This window comes from Streptomyces hebeiensis (assembly GCF_052983195.1).
Genome location: NZ_CM129812.1, coordinates 1,392,112 through 1,412,075 on the forward strand (window position 1 = coordinate 1,392,112; position 19,964 = coordinate 1,412,075).

General features: G+C 72.2%; 18 protein-coding genes. 10 read left to right on the top strand and 8 right to left on the bottom strand.

Going from position 1 to position 19,964, the window contains the following annotated elements; translation table 11 throughout:
• Window positions 1-5 precede the first annotated feature (5 nt).
• From ACU6P3_RS06005 to ACU6P3_RS06015, 3 genes are all read right to left on the bottom strand, one after another.
• The gene (locus ACU6P3_RS06005) at window positions 6-539 is read right to left on the bottom strand and encodes a cytochrome b/b6 domain-containing protein (protein WP_447197780.1); all 534 of its coding nucleotides are present in this window, start codon (window positions 537-539) and stop codon (window positions 6-8) included.
• A gap of 163 nt (window positions 540-702) precedes the next feature.
• Window positions 703-1,368 carry a molybdopterin-dependent oxidoreductase gene (locus ACU6P3_RS06010; protein ID WP_447197781.1) on the bottom strand — a complete coding sequence of 222 codons (666 nt, stop codon included), beginning with the start codon at window positions 1,366-1,368 and terminating at the stop codon, window positions 703-705.
• 375 nt (window positions 1,369-1,743) lie between these two features.
• Window positions 1,744-3,399, bottom strand: coding sequence for an FAD-binding dehydrogenase (locus tag ACU6P3_RS06015; RefSeq protein ID WP_447196222.1), 1,656 nt, complete (start codon window positions 3,397-3,399; stop codon window positions 1,744-1,746).
• 209 nt (window positions 3,400-3,608) lie between these two features.
• Here ACU6P3_RS06015 and ACU6P3_RS06020 point away from each other — a divergent pair, with 209 nt between their 5' ends.
• The 6 genes from ACU6P3_RS06020 to ACU6P3_RS06045 all read left to right on the top strand — a co-directional run bounded on the left by ACU6P3_RS06020 (window position 3,609) and on the right by ACU6P3_RS06045 (window position 8,163).
• Complete coding sequence (locus ACU6P3_RS06020) at window positions 3,609-4,133, top strand: NUDIX hydrolase (protein WP_447196223.1); 525 nt, start codon at window positions 3,609-3,611, stop codon at window positions 4,131-4,133.
• 68 nt (window positions 4,134-4,201) lie between these two features.
• The gene (locus tag ACU6P3_RS06025) at window positions 4,202-4,573 is read left to right on the top strand and encodes a YidH family protein (RefSeq protein WP_030752952.1); all 372 of its coding nucleotides are present in this window, start codon (window positions 4,202-4,204) and stop codon (window positions 4,571-4,573) included.
• Entirely contained in the window at window positions 4,573-4,971 is a 399-nt protein-coding gene (locus ACU6P3_RS06030) for a DUF202 domain-containing protein (protein WP_447196224.1), read from the top strand. The genes ACU6P3_RS06025 and ACU6P3_RS06030 overlap by 1 nt, the downstream gene beginning before the upstream one ends.
• Window positions 4,972-5,284: 313 nt before the next feature.
• Window positions 5,285-6,322 (top strand): phosphotransferase family protein, encoded by a 1,038-nt coding sequence (locus tag ACU6P3_RS06035; protein ID WP_447196225.1) that lies wholly within the window; start codon window positions 5,285-5,287, stop codon window positions 6,320-6,322.
• 8 nt (window positions 6,323-6,330) lie between these two features.
• Window positions 6,331-7,545: an acyl-CoA dehydrogenase family protein gene (locus ACU6P3_RS06040; protein ID WP_447196226.1), complete on the top strand. Its 1,215-nt coding sequence runs from the start codon at window positions 6,331-6,333 to the stop codon at window positions 7,543-7,545.
• Between the two features lie 231 nt (window positions 7,546-7,776).
• Entirely contained in the window at window positions 7,777-8,163 is a 387-nt protein-coding gene (locus ACU6P3_RS06045) for a hypothetical protein (protein ID WP_447196227.1), read from the top strand.
• Window positions 8,164-8,359: 196 nt separating this feature from the next.
• Here the strand turns inward: ACU6P3_RS06045 and ACU6P3_RS06050 are convergent, their stop codons facing one another.
• Entirely contained in the window at window positions 8,360-8,953 is a 594-nt protein-coding gene (locus tag ACU6P3_RS06050) for a TetR/AcrR family transcriptional regulator (protein WP_344270619.1), read from the bottom strand.
• 238 nt (window positions 8,954-9,191) lie between these two features.
• Window positions 9,192-9,956, bottom strand: a complete 765-nt coding sequence (locus tag ACU6P3_RS06055) for an SDR family oxidoreductase (protein WP_447196228.1) — start codon at window positions 9,954-9,956, stop codon at window positions 9,192-9,194.
• Between the two features lie 243 nt (window positions 9,957-10,199).
• Here ACU6P3_RS06055 and ACU6P3_RS06060 point away from each other — a divergent pair, with 243 nt between their 5' ends.
• The 3 genes from ACU6P3_RS06060 to ACU6P3_RS06070 all read left to right on the top strand — a co-directional run bounded on the left by ACU6P3_RS06060 (window position 10,200) and on the right by ACU6P3_RS06070 (window position 14,507).
• On the top strand, window positions 10,200-11,501 hold the full coding sequence (locus ACU6P3_RS06060) for an exo-beta-N-acetylmuramidase NamZ family protein (protein ID WP_447196229.1): 1,302 nt from the start codon (window positions 10,200-10,202) through the stop codon (window positions 11,499-11,501).
• Window positions 11,502-11,771: 270 nt separating this feature from the next.
• Entirely contained in the window at window positions 11,772-13,034 is a 1,263-nt protein-coding gene (locus ACU6P3_RS06065; protein WP_447197782.1) for an MFS transporter, read from the top strand.
• An 81-nt stretch (window positions 13,035-13,115) separates the two neighbouring features.
• A complete protein-coding gene (locus ACU6P3_RS06070) occupies window positions 13,116-14,507 on the top strand; it encodes an MFS transporter (RefSeq protein ID WP_447196230.1) in 1,392 nt (463 codons plus the stop codon).
• A gap of 179 nt (window positions 14,508-14,686) precedes the next feature.
• On the opposite strand, the gene ACU6P3_RS06075 is transcribed toward ACU6P3_RS06070, so the two are convergent.
• Window positions 14,687-14,980: a hypothetical protein gene (locus ACU6P3_RS06075; RefSeq protein WP_447196231.1), complete on the bottom strand. Its 294-nt coding sequence runs from the start codon at window positions 14,978-14,980 to the stop codon at window positions 14,687-14,689.
• Window positions 14,981-15,165: 185 nt separating this feature from the next.
• Between ACU6P3_RS06075 and ACU6P3_RS06080 the strand changes: the two genes are divergently transcribed.
• A complete protein-coding gene (locus ACU6P3_RS06080; protein WP_447197783.1) occupies window positions 15,166-15,546 on the top strand; it encodes a hypothetical protein in 381 nt (126 codons plus the stop codon).
• A gap of 159 nt (window positions 15,547-15,705) precedes the next feature.
• On the opposite strand, the gene ACU6P3_RS06085 is transcribed toward ACU6P3_RS06080, so the two are convergent.
• Window positions 15,706-16,692, bottom strand: a complete 987-nt coding sequence (locus ACU6P3_RS06085) for an aldo/keto reductase (RefSeq protein ID WP_447196232.1) — start codon at window positions 16,690-16,692, stop codon at window positions 15,706-15,708.
• A gap of 154 nt (window positions 16,693-16,846) precedes the next feature.
• Window positions 16,847-19,783 (bottom strand): penicillin acylase family protein, encoded by a 2,937-nt coding sequence (locus ACU6P3_RS06090; protein ID WP_447196233.1) that lies wholly within the window; start codon window positions 19,781-19,783, stop codon window positions 16,847-16,849.
• Between the last annotated feature and the right edge of the window lie 181 nt (window positions 19,784-19,964).

The window sequence follows — 19,964 nt, forward strand, 5'->3', positions numbered from 1 at the left end:
CGGGTTCACTCCGGTTTCCACCGGGGGTGCTCCCGCTCCGCCCACGCGCGTTCCACCGAACCGGTGCGCATGCCGCGCCGCGCGCCGGGATCCCCGTACGCCTTCGCGACATGCCCGACGACCACCACGCCGACGGCGAGTGCCAGCCAGTCGTGGACGAAGGTGGCGCTCGTACGCCAGACGACCGGGCCGACCCCCGGGAACCACATCAGCAGTCCGGTGCCCAGCATCACGAGCACGGCGCCGGCGATCCAGGCCGCGTAGAGCTTCTGCCCCGCGTTGAACTTGCCCGCCGGCCGGGCGCCGGGCCGTACGTCGCGCCGCCGGGCCGCGCGCAGCCACTCCTTGTCGTACGGCGCGAAGCGGTTCAGCCGGCCCAGGTCGGCGCGCAGGGCGCGGGAGCCGAGACCGAGGAGCAGGGGCACCGGCAGGAGGACCCCGGACCACTCGTGGACGGCGACGACGAGGGCGCGGCGGCCCACGATCTCGGCGAGCGGCGGCAGATACAGACAGGCGGCGGTGGCCAGGCACACCAGCATCAGGGCGGCGGTGGCCCGGTGCACCTGGCGCTCGGCGCGGCTGAAGCGGGGTATCAGGTCCGGGCGTCCGTACTCGGGGTGGCGGATGCCCGCGTGCGGGGTGTCCGCGTGGGCGGTGCCACGGCCGATGGCGGGGAAGCCACCGCCCTCGGCCGCCTCCGGTTCAGACGGTGGGGGCGTCGTCCCGGCCGTTGGACCGGCCGACCCAGGCGTCGATGTCATAGCCGCGCTCCTCCCAGTATCCGGGCCGGACCTCGGAGGTGACGGTGATCCCGGAGAGCCATTTCGCCGACTTGTAGAAGTACATCGGCGCCACGTACAGCCGGGCCGGGCCGCCGTGCGCGTGCCCGATCGGCTCGTCGTTCATGCCCAGGGCGACCATCACATCCCCACGGCGGGCCTGTTCGAGCGTGAGGCTCTCGCTGTACTCCCCGTCGAAGCAGGTGAAGCGGACCGCCGCGGCCCCGGGCCGCACCCCGGCGGCGCTCAGCAGCCGCGAGAGCGTCACGCCCGTGAACGCCGTGTGCGGCACCCGCCATCCGGTGACGCACTGCACATCGCGCACGATCCGCGTCCGCGGCATGCGCCGGAGATCCGCGAGGGTGTACGAGCCGGGCCGGTCGACCAGGCCGTCCACGGTCAGCCGGTAGTCGTCCGGGCCCTTGCGCGGAACGGAGGCGGCCACCGAGTAGTACCGGAAACCGCCGCCGTTGGGCAGCAGTCCGGTGAGCCCGGTCGGATCCCGGTCGGCGGCCGCGCCCAGGAAGGATTCCGTGCCGCGCTGAAGGGCGGGCGCCGCGACCAGGCCGGCGGCGCCGAGGCCGAGCATGGAGAGCACGAGACGCCGCCCGACGGGCGTGCCCGCCGAATCGTCCGGCGACTCCGCCGGCTGGTCCTGCGGCGCGTCCGACGGCCCGTCCGGCAGCGCGTCCGCCGGTCCGGACGGGCCCGGCGGGCCCGCGGTCGGCTCCGGTTGGTGTGGTTGAAGAGTCACACACCGATTCGACCACCCGCGCCGCGTCGGTACCAGCCCCTGCCGGTAACAGGCGGGCTCCCGCCGGGGACGCGTGTCGGGGACGCGCGGGCCGGACCCCTGTCGGCCGGCCGACCGGGGGTCAGCAGGCCGCGAGCTTCGGCGAGTGCGGCCGATTCGGCGAGCTCGGCGGGTTCGGCCGGTTCAGCCGCATGGGCCGCATGGGCCGCATCAGCTCACCGCCCGCGCCGCCGCCCTGCCCGCCGTACGGCCCGAGAAGACGCAGCCGCCCAGGAACGTCCCCTCCAGGGAGCGGTAGCCGTGCACCCCGCCGCCCCCGAAGCCGGCCGCCTCGCCCGCCGCGTACACGCCGGACAGCGGCGTACCCGACGCGGTGAGGACGCGGGAGGACAGGTCGGTCTCCAGGCCGCCGAGCGACTTGCGCGTGAGGATGTGCAGCCGTACGGCGATCAGCGGGCCCGCCGCGGGGTCCAGGACGCGGTGCGGCGCGGCCGTACGGACGATCCTGTCGCCCAGGTAGCCACGCGCCCCGCGGATGGCGGTGATCTGGAGGTCCTTGGTGAAGGGGTTGGCGATCTCCCGGTCGCGGGCGACGATCTCCCGGCGCAGTTCGGCCTCGTCGATCAGCGGCTCGTCGGTGAGCGCGTTCATGCCCCGCACCAGCGAGCCGAGGTCCTTCTCCACGACGAAGTCCGCGCCGTTCTCCATGAACGCCCGCACCGGGCCCGGCACACCGGCGCGCGCACGGCCCAGTACGTCACGGATTGAACGGCCCGTCAGGTCGGGGTTCTGCTCGGACCCGGAGAGCGCGAACTCCTTGCCGATGACACGCTCGTTCAGGACGAACCAGGTGTGGTCGTGGCCGGAGCGCATGATGTGTTCGAGCGTGCCGAGCGTGTCGAAGCCGGGGAAGAGCGGCACGGGCAGCCGCCGGCCGCGCGCGTCCAGCCAGAGCGGGGACGGTCCCGGCAGGATGCGGATGCCGTGGGCGGGCCAGACGGGGTTCCAGTTGTCGATACCCTCGGTGTAGTGCCACATCCGGTCGCGGTTGATGTGGCGGGCGCCCGCCGCCTCCGCGATCCCGAGCATCAGCCCGTCGACGTGCGCGGGCACTCCGGAGAGCATCGAGCGGGGCGGCGTGCCGAGCCGCTCGGGCCACTGGGCGCGCACCAGCTCGTGGTTGCCGCCGATACCACCGGACGTGATGATCACGGCCTGCGCCCGCAGTTCGAACGCGCCCGCGACCTCGCGGCTGCTGGACGTGCCGCGCGCGGCGTCGCTCGGCTCCAGGATCTCCCCGGTCACCGTGTCGACCGCACCCGCCGAGGATCCCAGGCCCGTCACCCGGTGCCGGAACTTGAAGGTCACGAGTCCCCGCGCGACGCCTTCGCGCACCTGGCGCTCGAAGGGCGCCACGACGCCCGGCCCGGTGCCCCAGGTGATGTGGAAGCGCGGCACGGAGTTGCCGTGCCCCCGCGCGTCGTACCCGCCGCGCTCCGCCCAGCCCACCACGGGGAAGAACCGCACGCCGCGCCGTCGCAGCCAGGAGCGCTTCTCACCGGCCGCGAAATCCACGTACGCCTCGGCCCACCGGCGCGGCCAGTGGTCCTCGGGACGGTCGAAACCCGCCGTTCCGAGCCAGTCCTGGAGGGCCAGCTCATGGCTGTCCTTGATCCGCAGCCGGCGCTGCTCGGGGGAGTCCACGAGGAACAGGCCGCCGAAGGACCAGTGCGCCTGGCCGCCGAGCGACTGCTCGGGCTCCTGGTCGAGGAGGATCACGGACCGGCCCGCGTCGACCAGTTCCGCCGTGGCCACCAGGCCGGCGAGGCCCGCCCCGATCACGATCACGTCAGCGTCGTACGCCATGGGCTGCCATCCTTCGGGAACGGGGGATCTTCCGGCCGAACTTCGCATGTACGGACGTACGCCACGCATGACGGGCGCACACCGCGCAGGTACGCAACGCCCGTACCTCCGTGCGCTCCCCGTACGCATGAGATCTTCCGTACGCGTGAGTAACGAGTCAACCGGCAGACGTCCGGGGCGACGCTCCGGCACCCCGGCGGCCTGGTTGGATGGACGACATGAACGCACCGGCAGACGAGATCCTGGACATCGTCGACGAGAACGACCGTGTCGTCGGGCAGGCGCCGCGCGGTGAGGTCTACGCCAGGGGCCTGCGGCACCGCTGCGCCTTCGTGCTCGCCCGGGACGCGGAGGACCGGATCTTCGTCCACCGCAGGACGGCCACGAAGCTGGTCTTCCCGTCCCGGTACGACATGTTCGTGGGCGGTGTCCTCGGTACCGGCGAGAGCTATGACGCGGCGGCGCTGCGGGAGGCGGAGGAGGAACTGGGCGTGTCGGGGCTGCCGGCGCCCGTACCGCTGTTCTCGTTCCTGTACGAGCCCGAGGACGGCAAGGGCGGTTGGTGGTCGCGGGTGTACGAGGTCCGGTGCACGCTGCCGGTGCGTCCCCAGGTGGAGGAGGTCGCCTGGCACGGCTTCCTGACCGAGGAGGAGCTGGTACGGCGGCTGGACACCTGGGAGTGGGTGCCGGACGGGCTGGAGGCGTACGAGCGGCTGAAGGCGTTTCGCGCGTGAGCGGCCCGCACGGAGGCACCGGTGCGGGCGGCGGCCGGGACGGGGACCGGGACCGGTGGCCGCGCGGCCTGCGGCTGTGGTTCGCGCCCCAGCGCGTCGGCGAGGAGGGCGAGACCCCGGACTACCGCTTCTCGCTGGCCAACGAGCGGACGTTCCTGGCCTGGATCCGTACGGCGCTGGCACTGGTCGGCGGGGGCTTCGCCGTCGACCAGTTCCTGCCCGGCCTGCGGTGGGGCGTGCGGGTGGGGCTCGCGGTGGCCCTGCTGGCCGCCGGTGCGCTGTGCGCGCTGCGCGCGGTCAACCACTGGGTGCGCTGCGAGCGGGCCATGCGGCGCGGGGAGGACCTGCCGGTGACCCGGTTCCCGACGCTGCTCGGTCTGGCGGTGGGGCTGGTCGCCGTGGTGATGCTGGTGATCGTGGTGCTGGGGCGGGCGGGCTGATGGCCCCGGCGGGCGGCGGCCACGGCGACGACAGCGACGGCTGTCCAGAGGCACGGGCGGCGTCGGCGGGGCCGGGGCCCGGGCCGGAACCGGCTCCGCTCCGCGATCCGGGCCTCCAGCCGGAGCGTACGCGGCTGGCCTGGCGGCGCACGACCCTCGCGTGCACGGTGGCGACCGTACTCGCGGTCCGGCAGACGATCCACGACGGGGGGACGGCGACCGGACTGACCGCCGCCGCGCTGAGCGCCCTGATCTGGCTGGCCTTCCTGGGCGTGGCACACCGCAGGCTGCTGGCGCTGGGCACGCCACGGCCGGACCGGCTCCCCGTCCGGACGGCGGCCACCGCGACGGCGTGCGCCATCGTACTGGCGGCGGTCGCGGTGACCGTCATGTTCTGATCCGGAGCGTACGGAGCCGGCCCCGCCGCCCCGAGTCCGGCACCGCATGCGGCCCGGCCCCGCCCCCGGCTCCGTCGCCGCCCCGACCAACACCGACCCCAACACCAAGCGGCTCCGCTCTGGACGCCATACCGACCGGTCGGCATCATGGGCCGGACGGAACGGAAAGGACGGTGCCGAACCCCGGCACCCGGCACCCGGCCCCGGCGCCGGACGCGCCGCCGAACCCGCGACCGGCGCGGACGGACGGATCCCCGGACCGGGCGGATCGTACGCCCGGTCACGCCCGACGGCCCTCACGGAGGTATGAGGTATGCCCACGAGCCACGTCACCCCACCGGGCCTGGACCCCGACCGGCTGCGCGGCCATCTCGACCGCGCCCTCCCCGGGCTGGTCGGCGGGCCGCTCGACGCACGGCTTGTGGAGGGCGGCCGGTCCAACCTGACGTACACGGTGACGGACGGCACCGGCAGCTGGGTGGTCCGCAGGCCGCCGCTCGGCCATGTCCTGGCCACCGCCCATGACATGAGGCGCGAGTACCGGGTGATCAAGGCACTGCACCCGACGGCCGTCCCGGTGCCCGAACCGCTGCTGCTGTGCGAGGACGAGTCCGTGCTCGGCGCACCCTTCTACGTCATGGAGCGGGTGCCGGGCACCCCGTACCGCACGGCCGAACAGCTCGCCCCCATCGGTCCCGAGCGCACCCGCGCCGCCGTCCTCGGCCTGGTCGACACGCTGGTCGAACTGCACGCCGTCGACCCGGCGGCGGTCGGGCTCGGCGACTTCGGCCGCCCCGACGGCTTCCTCGAGCGGCAACTGCGCCGCTGGGGCAAGCAGCTCGACGCCTCCCGCACCCGCGACCTGGCGGGCATCGACGAACTGCACGCGGCCCTCGGCCGGACCCTGCCCGTCTCCCCCGCGCCCACCGTGGTCCACGGCGACTACCGGCTCGACAACGTCCTGCTCGGCGCCGACGACCGGATCAGGGCGGTCCTCGACTGGGAGATGTCCACGCTCGGCGATCCGCTGACCGACCTGGGACTGCTCGCCATGTACAGCGTGCCCCTGGAACTCGCGGACTCCCCCATCAGCACCACGGCGGGCGCGACCGGGCATCCGCGGCCGGCCGAACTGATCGAGCGGTACGCGGCGGGCTCGGGCCGGGACACCTCGTCGGTCTCCTGGTACACGGCGTTCGCCTGGTTCAAACTCGCCGTGATCCTGGAGGGCATCCACTTCCGCCACACCGCCGGACAGACCGTCGGGCCCGGTTTCGACCGGATCGGCGCCCTCGTCCCCGTCTTCATCGAGAACGGCCTCACCACGCTCCGGACCCGTCAGGAAGGCTGAGCGGACCCATGGACTTCGCATTCGACGCCCGCACCGAGGAACTGAGGACCCGGCTGCTCGCCTTCATGGACGAGTACGTCCACCCGGCCGAGGCGGTCGCGCACGAACAGCGCTCCCATCTGGCCGACCCCTGGGCCACCCCGGACATCGTCCACGAGCTGAAGGCGGAGGCGCGCCGACAGGGCCTGTGGAACCTCTTCCTGCCCGACGACGAGTACGGCGCCGGGCTGACCAACCTCCAGTACGCGCCGCTCGCCGAGATCACCGGCCACTCCCCGCAACTGGCCCCCACGGCACTCAACTGCGCGGCGCCGGACACCGGGAACATGGAGGTGCTCGCCCAGTTCGGCTCCGACGAGCAGCGCGAACGGTGGCTGGAGCCGCTGCTGACCGGGGAGATCCGGTCGGCGTTCGCGATGACCGAGCCCGATGTGGCGTCGTCGGACGCGACGAACATCCGGACGGTGATCCGGCGGGACGGCGACGACTACGTCATCGACGGCCGCAAGTGGTACATCTCCGGGGCCATGAACCCGGACTGCGCGGTCTTCATCGTGATGGGAAAGACCGACCCGGACGGCACGGACGTCCGCCGCCAGCAGTCCATGGTCCTGGTCCCCCGCGACACGCCCGGGGTCGAGGTGCGGCGCGCGATGCGGGTGTTCGGGTACGAGGACCACTACCACGGCGGACACGCGGAGATCGTCTTCGACGGGGTACGGGTGCCGGCGTCGAACCTGGTCGGCGAGGAGGGCGGCGGCTTCGCCATCGCCCAGGCGCGGCTGGGGCCCGGCCGCATCCACCACTGCATGCGGCTCATCGGCATGGCGGAGCGGGCGATCGAGCTGACGTGCCGGCGGGCCGTGTCCCGTACGGCGTTCGGGAAGCCGATCGCCGAGCAGGGTGTCGTACGGAACTGGATCGCCGACGCCCGGGTGACGGTGGAACAGCTGCGGCTGCTGGTGCTGAAGACCGCCTGGCTGATGGACACGGTCGGCAACCGCGGGGCGCACACGGAGATCCAGGCCATCAAGATCGCCACGCCTCGCGCGGTGGTCGACATCATCGACCGGGCCGTGCAGTCGCACGGCGCGGGCGGGGTGAGCCAGGACTTCCCGCTGGCCGAACTGTGGGCGGCGGCCCGGACCCTGCGCCTGGCGGACGGGCCGGACGAGGTGCACCAGCGGTCGCTGGCCCGGCGGGAGCTGAAGAAGTACCAGTGAGTACCCGAGTACCAGTGAGTACCCGAGCACCAGTGAGTGCCCGAGCACCGGGTGAGTACCAGCGAGCACCGGTGACTTGTACGAGCGGCGGCCGGGATATGCACGACGGCACCAGTTCGCCACTTATTTCATCCTTTACGGTGAGAATCACCCATCGGGCCATAACCGGGGCGGTTCCCTCGCTAGCTTCAGGAGTGCACTCCTGACCGCGCACTTCCAAGGGGACCTCCCATGCGCACACGCCCCACCGCCCTTCTCGCCGTGTCGGTCGCTTTCGCCGGCGTCATCGCCACGGCACCCGTCGCCGCCGCGGCGCCCGCACCGGAGCCCGCGCCGCCCGGCTGCGCGAAGGGCTACGTCTGCGCGTACTCCGGCGAGAGGCAGACCGGCCGGCTCCTGCTCATGGCCCGGGGAGACTGGTCGGGCGCCGTGTCCGGGGTGCGCTCGATCGTGAACAACGGCGACAAGCGCACGGGCGCCGGCCATGTCCAGCTCACCTGGAGGTACGACGGCGGAACGTGGACGGACTGCTTCACTCCGCGCCCGGGACCCGGCATGTACAAGGCGGACGTCGACAGCATCACCGTGACCAGGGCGGTCTGGCGCGGCACCTGCTGAGCCGGGCGGTACGCGGATGCCGGACGCCGGGCCGTTCACCGGACGATTCGCTGAGCCGATTCCCCCATGAGCCGTCCCCAGGGCCTGTACGGCGCGCAGGCCCTGGGGACGTCGGCGCCCATGACCGTGCGCCACCGGCCCGCGCCTCCACTGCCCGCACGCGTCTCCGTCGCCCGTTCCTCGCGCTTACGGGCGCTTACGGGCGCAGGGCTCGCAGCAGCAGGTCCGCGAGGTGGTCGGCCACCTGCTGCGGGGTGAGCGGGCCGTCCGGCCGGTACCAGGTCGACAGGTGGTGGACCGAGCCGAAGTGGTAGTCCACCACCAGGTCCGACGGCGTGGCCGTGGAGAACACCCCGCCGCGCTGGCCCTCCTCGATCAGCGCACGGAACCTCTCGTGGTAGCGCCGCCTCTCCGCCCGCACCTGCTTGTTCTTCTCCGGGCTCAGGTGGTGCATCGAACGGAAGAAGATCGCGGCGTCGTCCAGGTTGTCGATCGTCGTGACGACCACGTCCGCGGCGGCGTCCCGCAGCCGTCGCTCGACCGGCGCGTCCGCGTCCGCGAAGGCGTCGAGACGTTCCTGCTGGAGGCGGAGCACCCGCGCGTAGACCTCCTGGAGAAGGTCCTCCTTGGAGCCGAAGTAGTGGTAGAGCGCGCCCTTGGTGACACCCGCCGCCTCGACGATGTCCTGGACCGAGGTGCGGTCGTAGCCGTGCTCGGCGAACAGCCGGGTGGCGGCGGCGAGCAGCCGCTGGGGAACGGGCGCGCCGCCCCCGCCTGTCGTTCTGGCCATTGCCGCCACCCGCCTCTCGTTCCGTATCGCCCACATCGCCGGTACCGCTAGGTCCCGGCGATACCGGTTGCACCGGCCGTTTCGTCCATGCGGTCCACCAGACGCCTGAAGGGGTGAGCGCAGTTCCCGCCTCAGCATCTTCCCACTCGCGATTCCGTGCGGCTCGGCCAGGAGCCGCACGTCAGGTGGGTACGGGTACGCCGCCGAACGCTGTCGACCGGGCCACCCGGTCATCCGGTCACCCGGCGGTTCCCTCCCACGTGCGCTGGATGTGGTTCATGACCCCCAGCCAGTGGTCGGGGTCGCCCGCACGGGACTGGTAGAAGCCGGCCACCTCCGGGTGCGGCAACACGAGGAAGCGGTCCTCCGCCATGGCGGCGAAGAGCGCGTCCGCGACGGCGTCCGGCTCGATGGCCGTGGGGACGAGGACCAGTTCGCCGGCGGTCCCGGCGGCGGTGAGCATGTCCGTACGGACGCCCTGCGGACAGATCGCGTGGACCTTGAGACCGCGGTGACGGTAGGTCAGCGAGAGCCATTCCGCGTAGGCGAGGGCGCCGTGCTTGGTCACGCTGTATGGGGCCGCGCCGATCATGGTGAGCAGTCCCGCGGCGGACACGGTGGAGACGAACCGGCCGCTGCCGCGCTCCAGCCAGTCGGGCAGCAGGAGCCGGGTCGCCCGGACATGCGCCATGACGTTGACGTCCCAGGCCGCCGACCAGACGTCGTCCTCGCTCAGCGCGTCACCGGCCGCGCCGATCCCCGCGTTGGCGCAGTAGATGTCGACCGTACCGCCGAGCGCGTCACGGGCGTCGGCCACGATCAGGGAGGCGTCGCCGGGTACGGCCACGGCGCCGATCTCGGCGGCCACGGCCCCGGCCTTCTCGGCGTCGAGGTCGTTGACCACCACCCGGGCGCCCTCGGCGGCGAATCTGCGGGCGAGCGCGGCACCGATGCCGCCTCCCGCGCCGGTGACCACAACGGCCGCGTCCCGCACCGTACTCATCGGACCTGCCTTTCCGGGCATCCGGTCAGCTGTTGACGACTTCACAGACTAACCAGTCGGTATGTTGACGGGGAAGGGGACCTCCGATGTCCGACGCCCGACGTCCGGCCCGCGAGGAGGGCGGCGGCGGTCAGCGGGCCGCACGGGCTCGCCTCGTTCCACAGGACACCGTCCCGCGCTAACGTGCGTGAGCATGACAGTCGGACGGGGCGAGCGGGTCGGCCGAGGTGCGGAGGTAGCGCGATGAGCCTGTCCAGAAGGAATCTACTGGCCGTCGGCGGCGCGGTCGGCGCCGCGGGAGCGCTGGCCCCGGGCGCCGCTGCGAGCGCCGCGGTGCCGGGCGGCCCGGTGACGGACGGCCCGGTGACGGACGGCGCACCCCACGCGAGCCGCCCTCGCGTCCGCACCGGCTTCGACCGGCTGGCCGCCGACGGTTACGACCTGCTCGCCGGACGCACGGTGGGGGTCGTCACCAACCCGACCGGCATCACCTCGGACGCACGCCACATCGTGGACGTCATGCACGCCGACGACCGGGTGAACCTCACCGCCGTCTTCGGCCCCGAGCACGGCTTCCGCGGCACAGCTCAGGCGGGCGGCTCGGAGGGCCGCTACGACGACCCGGCCACCGGACTGCCCGTGTACGACACGTACCTGAAGAGCGGCAAGCCGCTCGCGGACATCTTCACCGCCTCCGGCGTCGACACGATCGTCTTCGACATCCAGGACGTCGGGGCCCGCTTCTACACGTACATCTGGACGCTGTACGACTGCATGGAGGCGGCGGCGCTCGCGGGCAAGCGACTGGTGGTGCTGGACCGGCCCAACCCGGTCACCGGCCGACAGGCCCACGGACCGGTCCTGGACCCCGCGTTCGCCAGCTTCGTGGGCCGGAAGCCGATCGCCCAGGCGCACGGCATGACGGTCGCGGAACTGGCGCGCCTGTTCAACGGCGAGTTCCTGAGGGCGAACCCGGTGGCGCTGGAGGTGGTCCCCATGTCGGGCTGGCGTCGCGGCGACTTCTTCGACGCGACGGGCCTGCCGTGGGTACCGCCGAGCCCCAACATGCCCACGGCGGACACCGCGTTGGTGTACTCGGGCACCTGCCTCTTCGAAGGCACGAACCTGTCCGAGGGCCGCGGCACGACCCGCCCCTTCGAACTGCTCGGCGCGGAGGGCATCACCGCGTCCTGGGCGGAGGCGGCCACCGCGCAGCGACTTCCGGGGGTGCGCTTCCGCGAGGCGTATTTCGCCCCGACGTTCTCGAAGTTCCAGGGGAGGACGATCGGCGGCGTCCAACTGCACGTCCACGACCGCGCGTCGTTCGACCCCGTACGCACCGGAATCGCGCTGCTGATCACGGCGAAGCGGGTGTGGAACGGCTTCGCCTGGCGCCCGGACAACGGGATCGACAGGCTGACGGGGTCGGCGACGGTCCGCACGATGATCGACGCGGGCGCGACCACGGACGAGGTGGTCGGCGCCTGGCGCGCCGGCCTGGCCGCCTTCCGATCCGTACGACGCCGGTACCTGCGCTACCGCTGAGGCGGAGCAGACGCCCACCACCCGGCCGATAACAACCGGTAGGACGTCAATAACGGCAAGCGATCAGCACCCGTCGTTTGACCGTCACATTCCGCGGTCGCGAGAGTGCCTGTCGTGATCGACGACACGCTCTCCTCCGCGGAGCCCGGCTCCCCCGGTCTCGAGAGTTCCGCGCCCCCGCACACTCCGCCGCACCCGCGCGACCCTGTCAGCCCCTCGGTCCAGGAGCGCCCGGGCGTCCCCGAGGCCTCCGGGCCGTCCGCCGCTGCCGTGAACCCACGGCGGGTGGCCCTCGCCAGCTTCATCGGCAACGCCGTCGAGCTCTACGACTTCTTCCTCTACGGCATGGCCGCCGCGCTCGTGTTCGGCGAGGTCTTCTTCCCCAACCTCTCCCCCCTCAACGCCACACTCGCGGCCTTCTCCACGCACGCCGTCGCCTTTCTGGCTCGCCCGATCGGCTCAATCCTCTTCGGCCATTTCGGCGACCGCGTCGGCCGCAAGTCCGTCCTCGTCGCCTCGCTCCTGCTGATGGGACTGTCCACGGCCGTGGTCGGGCTGCTGCCCGGGTACGCGACCCTCGGCGACTGGGCGCCCGTCCTGCTCGTGCTGCTCCGTCTCCTCCAGGGCCTCGGCATCGGCGGCGAGTGGGGCGGGGCGGTGCTGCTCGCCGTGGAACACGCGCCGCGCGGGCGCCGGGGGCTGTACGCCGCCTTCCCCCAACTCGGGCCGCCCGTCGGCTTCGCCGCCGCCACCGGCGTCTTCTGGCTGCTGTCCTCGTCGCTCGACGACGCGGCCTTCACGAGCTGGGGGTGGCGCGTTCCGTTCCTGCTGTCGTTCCTGCTGGTCGCCGTCGGACTGGCCGTACGGCTCAAGATCAGCGAGACGCCCGTCTTCGCGCGGGCCGTCGCGCGGCGGGAGGCGAGCAAGGCGCCCGTCACGGAGCTCGTCCGGCGCCATCCGCGTGAACTGCTGCTCGGCGCTGGGGCGATGGCCGTCGTGTACGGCCTCTTCTACACCTCGATGACGTACGGCCTGTCGTACACGACGACAACGCTCGGCGTGGAGCGCGACACGATGCTCGCCCTCTCCCTGGTCGCCTGTCTCTTCCTCGCGGCGGGAATCTGGGTCGCCGCCACCCGCTCCGACCGGCTGGGCCGGCGGAGGAGGCTGATCCTCGCCGGGTGCGGACTTGCCACCGTATGGGGCCTGTTGCTGTTCCCGCTGCTCGACACCGAGCGGCCCGCGCTCATCGCGCTGGCGCTGGGCGGCGCGCTCTTCTGCGTGGGCGTGGCGTCCGGGCCGATGGGGGCGTTCCTCCCCGAACTGTTCCCCGCCCGCGTGCGCTACTCCGGCGCCGCGCTCTCGTACAACCTGGGCGGCGTGCTGGGCGGCGGGCTCTCTCCCTTGGTCATCCCGCGCCTCCAGGCGGGCCTGGGTTCCGTGTCGATCGGCTGGTATCTCAGCGCTCTGGCGGTGCTTTCGCTGAGTTGCGTCCTCGCGCTGCCGGAAACGCGGGAACGCGAGCTCGTGTGACCGGCCGGGACACCGTGAGCGCGATGGTGACAGCCCGTCGCGTCTCAGTATCCGGGAGTATCCGTACCGACTATTGACTGTATGCCGCACGGACCGCGAGAGTTTCTCGTCGTGATCGACGAGACGCCCTCCGTGGCAGCGAAGAGCGCGGTCCCCTCCGACGCCGGTACGGCCTCCGGCAGTGTCGATGCGCCCTCCGGCGGCGACAGCCCGGAGAGCCTGCGGCGGGTGGCCGTGGCCAGCTTCATCGGCACCGCCATCGAGTTCTACGACTTCTACATCTACGGCACGGCGGCGGCGCTCGTCCTGAACGAGGCGTTCTTCCCCAACCTCACACCGCTCAACGCCACCCTCGCCTCCTTCTCCACCTACGCGGTCGCCTTCGCCGCCCGCCCCATCGGGTCGGTCGTCTTCGGCCACTTCGGCGACCGCGTGGGCCGCAAGTCGGTCCTCGTCGCCTCACTGCTGCTGATGGGGCTGTCCACCGCGCTCGTCGGGCTGCTGCCCGGATACGGCACCTGGGGCGTCTGGGCCCCGCTGCTGCTGGTGCTGTTGCGCTTCCTCCAGGGCATCGGCCTCGGTGGCGAGTGGGGCGGCGCGGCGCTCCTGGCCGTGGAGCACGCCCCGCGCGGGCGCCGGGGGCTGTACGCCGCCTTCCCCCAACTCGGCCCGTCCGTCGGGTTCTTCGCCGCCACCGGCATCTTCTGGCTGCTGTCCGCCACCCTCGACGACGACGCGTTCCGCAGCTGGGGCTGGCGGGTGCCGTTCCTGCTGTCGTTCCTGCTGGTGGCCGTCGGACTGTTCGTACGGTTGAAGATAAGCGAGACGCCGGTCTTCGCGCGGGTCATGGCACGGCAGGAGGCCCGCAAGGTCCCGGCCCTCGACGTCCTCCGGCGGCACCCGCGCGAACTGCTGCTGGGCGCGGGCGGGATGGTCGTCGCGTACGGCCTCTTCTACACGGCGACGACCTACTGCCTGTCGTACGCCACCACCTCGCTCGGCGTCCCCCGCGCCACCATGCTGGCCCTGTCGCTGGTCGCCTGCCTCTTCCTGGCCGTCGGCACCTGGCTGGCCGCGACCCGTTCGGACGCGGGCGGCAGGCGCCGGCTGGTGCTGTTGGGTACGGGGCTCGCGGTGGTGTGGGGGCTGGTGCTGTTCCCGCTCCTGGACACGGAGCAGCCGGTGCTGATGGCGCTGGCGCTGGGCGGGGCGCTGTTCTGCATGGGCGTGGTGTACGGCCCGATGGGCGCGTACCTGCCCGAGCTGTTCTCCACCCGGGTCCGCTACTCGGGCGCCTCCCTGGCCTACAACCTGGGCGGCGTCCTGGGCGGCGCGGTGTCCCCCTTGGTGGCCACGCGCCTCCAGTCCGGCTTCGGCTCGGCGTCGGTCGGCTGGTACGTGAGCGCGATGGCGGTGGTCTCGCTGCTGTGCGTGCTGGCGCTGCCGGAGACGCGGGAACGCGAACTGACGTGAGGCGGCGGGTGGACCGCGGGAAGCGTCGTCACCGCACGCGCGGCTTTGATCCGCGCACGTACGCGCCCTGTTGCCCGCTGAGTCGCCGTTACCGCAACCTGCGACGCAAAAGGAGAAGGGGAGGCCCCGGCGGGCCACGACCCACGCGTCCGTTGCTCCTGTGTGCGGCACGCGGGAGATCAGAGGGCCGGGCAGGCGTATTCCGTTCGGATGCGGTGGGGGCAGGCGATCAGGTTCACCGACAGGAACCGGCCGCCGACGACCCACCAGCCGCCCACGACGTCCTCACCGGCCGTCAGCCGCCGGACGATCTCTGCTCGGCCGGGAGCCTCCCCGTAGGTGCCGGCGAATGTGGGGGCGTGCTCCGCGACCGTCTCCGTGTACCAGTCCGCCGCCTCCTTGGGCTCGGCGAACGTGGCGTCGATCCGGGAGGCGGCCCTGAGTAACCGGTCCGCGCTTTCGAGGGGCGTCACCTGTGCGGTGCGGAACTCGTCGTTCGTCGGGCGCCGGGTGCGTCTCCGGGCTTCACGAGTACGTCACCGTGGCCGGTCCACACGTACGCGTGGTGGTGGTGAGGGGCCATTGGTTCTCCTTGCGGTCGGCCGTGCGGCCCCGACGCGAGCGGGGCCGCACGGTTCAACGAGGTGCCGCGCCGTTACTGACGGCCGCAGCCGTCACCGTCACCGCAGCCGCCGGACGGGTTACCGTCCTGGCCGTCGTCTTCTCCGTCCGCGGCTCGGTGGTGGGAGCCGTCACCACGACGAGTGTGCCGCCGAGCGCCACCACTTCCTCCGCGAACGACCGCTTGGTGGAGTCCGCCGCTGATGTTCTCGTCATGCCGCACGAGACTGCCGACCGGCAGGCGTACGAGTCCGCGACTGCCGTCCTGTTGGAGCGCGCGGACCGGCTCGTCGCGGTCTGGAACGGTGAGCCGCCCTCCGGGAAGGGCGGGGGCACGGCGGACGTGGTGATCGGGGCACGCGAGGCCGGCCTGCCCGTGGATGTGATCTGGCCGGACGGGGCGGCACGCCGGGGGTAGGACTGCTCGGGCCTGGCTTCCGGTCGCGGCGGCCCCGCACCCGCAGGGATGTTCCGTGCCCCCGGCCGCCCGACGCGAGCGTGACGGTCTGCCCCTCGTGCGGGGGCTGCCCCTGGACCCGCCTCCGCCCGCGAAGGCCGCCCCCGTACCCGCGAAAACTCAGTGCGCCGCGTCCAGCCGAGCCCTCTGCCCCGGGGTCAGTTCCAGATCCACGGCCGCGAGGTTCTCCTCCAGTTGGGCCACCGACGACGCGCCCGCCAGCGGGATGATCGGCAACGGGCCGCCCAGCTGCCAGGCCAGGACCACCTGGTTGACGGTGGCCCCGGTCTCCCGTGCGACGTCTCGCAGCGCGGCGAGGCGGGCCGGGGTGCCCGGGTGGTCGTAGTCGGGCGGCAGCGGCTTGTCCGTACGGGTGTAGGCGCCGGTCAGGAGCGGTGAGTAGGCGACCAGGGTCAGGTCCGGCTCCGCCTTGAGGTAGCTGATCAGCTGGGCGTCCGTCCCACCGAGGCTGCCGTCCGGGAAGAGGTCGCTGGGGATGTCGGTGCGCGGCCGCAGGTAGCTGTGCTGGTACTGGAGCACCTCGTAGCCGGGCAGGCCGGACGCCGACGCCAGGGCGCGGGCCCGGTCGACCCGCCACACGGACTGGTTGCTCACGCCGAGCAGGCCGACGGTGCCCTCCGCTACCAGGGCGGCGAAGCCCTCGACCGTCTCGCTCTGGGGAACGGTGGGGTCGTCGATGTGGGCGTACAGCAGGTCCAGCTTGGCCACGCCGAGCCGTTCCCGGCTGCGTTCGGCCGATTCGCGGATCACCTTGGCCGACAGGCCCTCCGGGTTGTCGGTGTAGCTCGTGCCGGGAGCGAGGGGCCGCGCCCCGAGCTTGGTGGCGATGACGATCTCGTCACCGACCCCGCGGCTGCGCCGCCACCGGCCGAGCAGTTCCTCGCTCTGACCGCCCTGCCCGCCGTCCTCCCAGAAGGCGTAGTTGTCGGACGTGTCGATGAAGTTCCCGCCCGCCTCGACGTAGCGGTCGAGGACGGCGAACGACGTCTCCTCGTCCGTCCGGGATCCGAAGAGCATCGCGCCCAGCGCGAGCACGCTCACGTCGCGGCGGCTGCCGTCCGTGCTGCCGATCGTGCGGTACTTCATGGGGCTCCTCCCGTAGGCCCGCGGTCGGTGCGGGCGAACGGAAGTCTTCAGCTTGAAGCGCGCTCCAAGTCAAGTGCCGCGGACGTCGGGGCCTGCCTGACACGGCCGTACGGGCGGCGGGCCCCACGCCCACCGCCCGTACGACCGCGTTCGGCTATCGGTGGCTCGGGAACTCCACCACCTGCTGGTACGTCGGCCTGTTCTGCCAGCTGATCTTGGGGTGCGTGAGCCCGCCCATCGGCCGCTGGATGACCGAGTCCGTGCACCACTGGTCCCCCGCCGAGCAGTTGTCGTCCCCGGGGTAGACCTCGCTCGCGGGCTTCACGGACGCCGCCTTGAGCGTGGCGAGCAGGGTGTCCCGGCAGGCGTCCAGGCCCTCGCCCGCGCCGCAGTACGTCCGGGCCGTCGGGGACTGGACCGGGTCGCCCAGTACCTGGCGGAGGTCCTTGTCGACATATCCCCACCAGCCGTACTGGAACGCTGAGCCGCTGTGACCGCCGGTCGGGCCCTGGGTCGCCGCCGGTGACTCGTCGACCTGGAGCGAGGCGACGAGCCCCTCGTACAGGTCGTCACCCAGGACCGGTGCGTAGAGCCGCTCCACCAGCCGCGGCCACCAGGCGTCCATGACGCGGATGGCGGTGGCGTGGCCGTACGTGTGCGAGCCCTGGGCCGTCTCCTTGCGCAGGGCGCGGGCGGAGCGCCACGCCTCCAGTTGCTGGACGGTGGTGTTCAGCGCGGGATCGGTGACGGGCGCCGAGCGGATCACACGCAGCAGTTCGGGCAGCACCTGTTCCCCGCGCAGGTCGGCGAGCGCCGCGTCGGCCATCGCGCGGGTGAGGGAGGCACGGGTGACGCCGCCGGCCGCGACGAGCTTCTTGACCCGGTCGTCGAGCAGGTTGCCGCGGTGGACGGCGCCGAAGCCGAAGCCGGCCGCGTCGTAGTCCTTGGCCAGCTTGTTGTTCCAGGAGATGTAGTAGTCCTGCCCGACGGACCGCGGGTGTTCGGCGAAGGGCGTGTACGCGGCCTTGTAGGTGGCCGGGTCGAAGCCCTGCCACTCGTATGCCCGTTCCGCCGCGACCGGCAGCGAGGCGTCGACGCCGGCGGCGCGCACGGGGTTCATGCCGCTGTTGAAGTAGGCGGTGGTGCGCGAATCCGCGTAGAACCAGTTGAAGCAGTAGCCGATGCGGTGCGCCGCCTGCTGGAAGGAGGCCGCGTCCGTCACGTACGACGGGTCGTTGAGCATCTGGAAGCCGATGATCGAGTCGGCCTCGTGCCCGTAGGTGGACCGCAGCGAGGTGTACGCGACGGGCTTGCCGCCGATGGTCGCGCGGTGCGTGACCATGCCGTACGCCGTGCGCCAGACCTGGAGCCGGTAGGAGCCGGCGGCGGTGGAGTCGGCGACGGTGGGCTTCCAGGAGTTGGTGCGCTCCAGCTTCTCCATCGGTGTGCACACGGAGCGGTAGCGGTAGTGCGTGGAGGCCGATGTCGGCGCCGAGCCATCGGGTTCGCACAGTTCGACCGCGTAGGAGTCGGTGATGTCCTGTTGCGACGATGTGGCGCTCCACGCGTAGTCCTGGCCCCGGCCCATCTGTACGTACATCCCGACGCCCGCGAAGGAGGCGCCCCGCGCGCTGATTCCGGGGCCCTGGAGCTCCTGGAGCATCAGCAGCTGTGGCGCGAAATAGCCGGTTTGCGGCCCGAAGACGGCGATGGGGTGGCCGCTGACGGTGTACCGGCCGGAGACGAGCAGGGCGTTGGACATGCCCTTCTCCGGGTTGAGGGAACCGGCCGGGAGGACTCCGTCGTCGAAGATCCCCTGGGCGGGCTTCAGTCGCTCGGGGGCGTCGACCGGGGCCTTGGCGTGGGTGACCGCCGAGCCGGTCCGGTCGTACACGAGCTGCTCGGCCCGTACGGAGCCCTCGTCGGGCAGGGCCGTGCCGCGCGGGTTGTCGGGCTTCCGCGCGTACGGGAACCTGCTGCCGTCGTGCAGGGTCAGGACGGCCTCGGGGTCGTCGCGCTGGCGGAACGACTCCCAGACCTCGGTACCCGCGACCACGCCGAACTTCTTCTGCGCGGCGAGCAGCGAGAGCGCGGCCTTCACCTCGCCGCCGCCCCCGCCGCCGAACTGGCCGCCGACGACGGACGCGATGGCGATCAGGTCGGTGATCTTGAAGGGCTGGATCTCACCGACGTTGGTGATCGCGTCGATCTTGCCGGTCAGGACGTACTCGCCGGGGAAGTTACGGGCGTCCTTGGACTTCTGGCGGTAGGCGTTGATGCCGTCGACGTACGCCTGCGCGTCGGCCATCGCCAGCTCGCCGCGCTCGCCGTTGGCCGTCCTGATCCGCTCCACCTGGGCCTCGTACTCGGCCTCGGTGTACGGGGCGGCGGGCCAGAACTGCTGCTCCAGGCCCTGGTTGGCGAGGGCGCCGCCGGCGAAGGAGGTGAGCTGACCGCGGCCTATGTGACGGAAGAGGTCCATCATCCACAGCCGGTCCTGCGCGGCCGCGTAGCCGGCGCCGAATTCGGTTCCGTAGCGGGTGGTGCCCTTGATGTGCGGGACGCCGGTCTTCTTGTCGCGGGTGATCGTGACATCGGCGCGCGGGGAGACGGCGGACTCGACCTGGTCGGCGGGGACACCGAACGAGGAGTCGTTGAAGAAGTCGGTGAGTTTGGCGTCGGTGAGTCCGTCCTGGCCCGCCACGAGTGCGTCGTAGCGGGCCAGCTGGTCGGAGGCGTGGGCGGGGAAGGTGCCGAATCCGCGATTGCCGAGGATGTCGACGAGAGTGGCGTTGCCGTTCTGGCCGGGCGGCAGGATGTCCGAGCACTGGCCCTGGCAGTGGTCGGTGACGAGGTCGGCGGCGGAAACGGCGGTGGCGCTCGTCGTCCCGGCGCGGGCGGCGGGGTCGGCGGCGGCCGGCGACGGCGGTGCCAGCAGGGCGGCGCCCAGCGCGACCGCGGCGGCCGCGGCCACGGTGGCGGTGGCGGTGGCGGCGCGGGTATGGCGCGCGGTGCGGACGCCGGTGTCGGCGCGAACACCGGTGCGGGAGGGTTTTTCGGTTCCGATGAGTCTTGCGATACGTCGGCGCATGGGGGCTCCCATGGGTCTCCTCGGGGAGGACGGTGCGCCGGAGGTTACCGCCGGTATGACTCGTCAGTAAGATGAACATCAGTCAGCTTTTCCGAATCGTGAACTACGAATGGCGAACACCGGGCGCCTTCCTGAGAATCGCCTTCGAATTCTGGTCACTATGCCCCAAATGCCCGCCTCT

Coding starts and splice junctions, on each gene's coding strand:
- ACU6P3_RS06055 (WP_447196228.1), bottom strand. CDS start 9,956: ATGAGTACGGTGCGGGACGCGGCCGTTGTGGTCACCGGCGCGGGAGGC.
- ACU6P3_RS06030 (WP_447196224.1), top strand. CDS start 4,573: ATGGCCCCGGCGGGCGGCGGCCACGGCGACGACAGCGACGGCTGTCCA.
- ACU6P3_RS06045 (WP_447196227.1), top strand. CDS start 7,777: ATGCGCACACGCCCCACCGCCCTTCTCGCCGTGTCGGTCGCTTTCGCC.
- ACU6P3_RS06005 (WP_447197780.1), bottom strand. CDS start 539: ATGCTGGTGTGCCTGGCCACCGCCGCCTGTCTGTATCTGCCGCCGCTC.
- ACU6P3_RS06035 (WP_447196225.1), top strand. CDS start 5,285: ATGCCCACGAGCCACGTCACCCCACCGGGCCTGGACCCCGACCGGCTG.
- ACU6P3_RS06060 (WP_447196229.1), top strand. CDS start 10,200: ATGAGCCTGTCCAGAAGGAATCTACTGGCCGTCGGCGGCGCGGTCGGC.
- ACU6P3_RS06010 (WP_447197781.1), bottom strand. CDS start 1,368: ATGCTCGGCCTCGGCGCCGCCGGCCTGGTCGCGGCGCCCGCCCTTCAG.
- ACU6P3_RS06020 (WP_447196223.1), top strand. CDS start 3,609: ATGGACGACATGAACGCACCGGCAGACGAGATCCTGGACATCGTCGAC.
- ACU6P3_RS06085 (WP_447196232.1), bottom strand. CDS start 16,692: ATGAAGTACCGCACGATCGGCAGCACGGACGGCAGCCGCCGCGACGTG.
- ACU6P3_RS06090 (WP_447196233.1), bottom strand. CDS start 19,783: ATGCGCCGACGTATCGCAAGACTCATCGGAACCGAAAAACCCTCCCGC.
- ACU6P3_RS06040 (WP_447196226.1), top strand. CDS start 6,331: ATGGACTTCGCATTCGACGCCCGCACCGAGGAACTGAGGACCCGGCTG.
- ACU6P3_RS06050 (WP_344270619.1), bottom strand. CDS start 8,953: ATGGCCAGAACGACAGGCGGGGGCGGCGCGCCCGTTCCCCAGCGGCTG.
- ACU6P3_RS06070 (WP_447196230.1), top strand. CDS start 13,116: ATGCCGCACGGACCGCGAGAGTTTCTCGTCGTGATCGACGAGACGCCC.
- ACU6P3_RS06015 (WP_447196222.1), bottom strand. CDS start 3,399: ATGGCGTACGACGCTGACGTGATCGTGATCGGGGCGGGCCTCGCCGGC.